This is a genomic window from Pedobacter psychrodurus, from assembly GCF_032678585.1.
In the GTDB taxonomy this organism is placed as follows: Bacteria; Bacteroidota; Bacteroidia; order Sphingobacteriales; family Sphingobacteriaceae; genus Pedobacter; species Pedobacter psychrodurus_A.
Map to the genome: position 1 here is coordinate 1 of NZ_JAVTSN010000103.1, position 3,371 is coordinate 3,371.

Genomic DNA, 3,371 nt, shown 5'->3' on the forward strand with positions numbered 1-3,371 from the left:
GGCAAGTGCATGGTAAACAAAGTATCCAAACGGGTAGCAAATTTCTTTTTACCGCCCATCATTTCGATCAGCGAAGCAGGATCCTGTGGCACAAAGAAACTGTAGTTCCAGCTATTTCCTTCAATAAAACCTTGTCCTTCGGTATCTTTTGGATCAAACTCTTTTTTAAAGGTTCCATCGGCCAGTTTCGGACGCATAAAACCTGAAGCACTATCGTAATTGTTTTTCCAGTTGTTAGAACGTTTGATAAATTCGTCGTAAACATCCATGCGGTTTAATTTCTTTGCCAATTGTGCAATCGACCAGTCATCATATGAATATTCTAAATTATTGGAAACTGAAATTCCAGATTTTTCTGCCGGGATATATCCTTTATCCATGTAATAACCAATCCCCTCGTAATCGCGGTGTTTGGCTGTTGCAATACAGGCATCTAAAGCTTTATTGGCATCGCCTGTATAAGTACCTTTTATAATTGCATCAGAAATTACCGAAACACTGTGGTAACCGCTCATACACCAGTTATCGTTGGCATAGTGCGACCAAATTGGCAACATATGCAAACTGCTTTGATCGTAATGCGCCAACATCGATTTCACCATATCATTACTGCGCCCTGGCTGTGTAATATTGAAGAATGGATGTAAAGCACGGTAGGTATCCCAAAGTGAGAAAGTGGTATAGTTGGTAAAACCATCCGCTTTATGTACACCCTGGTCTAAACCTTTGTACTCTCCATTGATATCTGTATAAGTTGTAGGGTTGATATAAGCGTGATATAAAGCCGTATAAAAGTTTACTTTATTGTCGTTAGAAGTCGATACCTGAATTTTATTCAATTCTTTATTCCAGGTAGCCTGTGCCTGTGCTTTTACTTTTTCAAAATCCCATCCTGAAATTTCCGCACGCATATTCTGCAAGGCATTTTCCTGACTAACAGGAGATAGGGCGAATTTAATTTTGATCTTCTCACCTTCCTGGGTATCGAAATCGAAGAACATTTTTAACTTTTTGCCTGCAATTTCAGGGAAGTTTTGTTCTTGATTAAACTTGCCCCAAAAACCTCTGTAAGCTTGTTTGGCATCGTAGCTTTTACGTCCGTAACTTTTAAAAGGTTTAGAAAAACTCATGGCAAAATAAACGGTTCTGGTTCTGGCCCACCCGTTTGTTTGACGGTAACCTGTAATCAAGGTATCGTTTACCACACGAACATAAGTCCAAACGGTTTTTTCTTCGTAATTGTAAATACCTGCCATCAGATCCAAAATGATATGCGATTGATCTGATTTAGGGAAAGTATATTGGTGCATCCCTACCCTTGTGGTTGAGGTCAATTCTGCAGTAATATTATCATCATCGAGCTTTACTTTGTAGTAACCGGCCTCTGCAACCTCATTGGCATGTGAAAATGACGAACGGTAACCGCCTTTAGGATCTGACGCTGTACCCGGATTTAACTGTAGTTTACCTTGTGTAGGCATAATCAGAAAATCGCCCAGATCTGAATGGCCTGTGCCGCTGAAGTGTGTGTGACTAAAACCGGTAATGGTTTTATCTTCGTATTTATAACCTGCACAGTACTTATATACATCGCCATTGTATTTTCCATTTACCTCGTAAGATAAAGTATCTGTTTCGGGACTCAACTGTACCGAACCAAATGGAACTGTGGCGCCTGGATAAGTATGCCCCATTTTAGAGGTACCGATGATGGGTTTTACATACTGCACCAAATTCTGCTGTGCCGATGCCATCATGGCTGAAAGCAAAAGACAAGGCAGGATAACTTTTTTAATCATATCTTTTAAAAATTAGCTTGTTTTTTTGAAAATTCTAAGGTATTAATTTATCTCCAAATCTGCATAAAATATAAGACTAAAACGTTTAAGTAAAATAAAAAATACAATTTAGAAGCTTGAAGATACAATTTATTGTGATTCAAACCTCGCAGGTTTTAAAAACCTGCGAGGTTTATGTGCTTAGACGACAGACTTTGTTAAATAAACCTGATAGAACGGAAAGCCCACAGCGCAGCGAGGACTTGCAGTGATAGCAGGGCTACCGGCAGCCATTAACACAGAACCGCTCATTTTCAAATATTATGACCACCTAAGTCACCTTAAAACAACTAAGTGATAAGCTCATACCATTTAGCTACCGCTTTTTACAAGTAACTGACTTGCTTTAAATAATTTCAGCTAAATAAACCTTATTTTTGCGTCCAATATTTTTAAGATGAGTAAACACGGTAGAATTCTGGTTGCCATGAGTGGCGGGGTTGATAGTTCGGTAGCGGCTGTAATGTTGCATGAGCAGGGTTATGAGGTTATTGGCTTAACCATGAAGACCTGGGATTATGCCACTTCTGGTGGTAGCAGCAAGGAAACTGGCTGTTGCTCGTTAGATAGCATTAACGATGCCCGTACACTTGCCGTAAACTATGGTTTTCCGCACTATATTTTAGATATACGTGATGAATTTGGCGATTATGTAATCGATAATTTTGTTGATGAATACCTTGCCGGAAGAACACCAAATCCATGTGTTTTGTGCAATACGCACATTAAATGGGAAGCTTTACTGAAACGTGCCAATAAACTGGATTGCGAATTTATTGCAACTGGGCATTATGCCAATATCCGCCAGCAAGATAGCGGCCGTTATGTAATTTCGAAAGGAAAAGACGAAAACAAAGATCAATCTTATGTACTGTGGGGTGTTTCGCAAGAAAACCTTTCGCGTACCAAATTCCCATTGGGCAGTTTTGCCAAATCTGATATCAGACAAATGGCTTTAGATATGGGACAGGAAGAATTGGCTAAAAAATCGGAGAGCTACGAAATTTGTTTCGTACCGGATAACGATTACAGGGCTTTCTTAAAACATAAAGTAGAAGATTTAGAAGACAGAGTAGCAGGTGGGAATTTCATTTTAAGCAATGGAATGATCGTTGGCCAACATAAAGGTTATCCTTTTTATACCATCGGCCAGCGTAAAGGCTTAGGTATTGCTTTTGGCGAACCGATGTTTGTTACCCAAATTTTACCAGAGAGCAATACAGTAGTATTAGGCAAAGCTGATGAACTGGAACGCAGAGAAGCCATGGTGCGCAATGTGAACCTGGTTAAATATGCAAGCATTGAAGAACCGATGAATGATGTAATTACCAAAATCCGCTACAAAGATGCGGGTATGTTAAGTACGATTGTTCAGGAAAAAGATAAAATGCGCGTAGTATTCGACCATAATGTATCGGCAATTGCGCCTGGTCAATCGGCAGTATTTTACGAAGGAAATGATTTATTGGGTGGAGGATTTTTAGTTTAATACTTCCTTCCTATATTACACGATAAAAAAGAGTTGTTATTTGG

At 39.3% G+C, this 3,371-nt stretch carries 2 protein-coding genes; one reads left to right on the top strand and one right to left on the bottom strand.

Annotated elements, in window-relative coordinates:
- On the bottom strand, positions 1-1,799 hold a 1,799-nt coding region (locus R2S57_RS30160; protein WP_316848619.1), incomplete at its 3' end, for a GH92 family glycosyl hydrolase.
- A gap of 436 nt (positions 1,800-2,235) precedes the next feature.
- On the opposite strand from R2S57_RS30160, the gene mnmA reads away from it, so the two are divergent.
- On the top strand, positions 2,236-3,327 hold the full coding sequence (gene mnmA / locus R2S57_RS30165; protein ID WP_316848620.1) for a tRNA 2-thiouridine(34) synthase MnmA: 1,092 nt from the start codon (positions 2,236-2,238) through the stop codon (positions 3,325-3,327).
- The last annotated feature ends 44 nt before the right edge of the window (positions 3,328-3,371 follow it).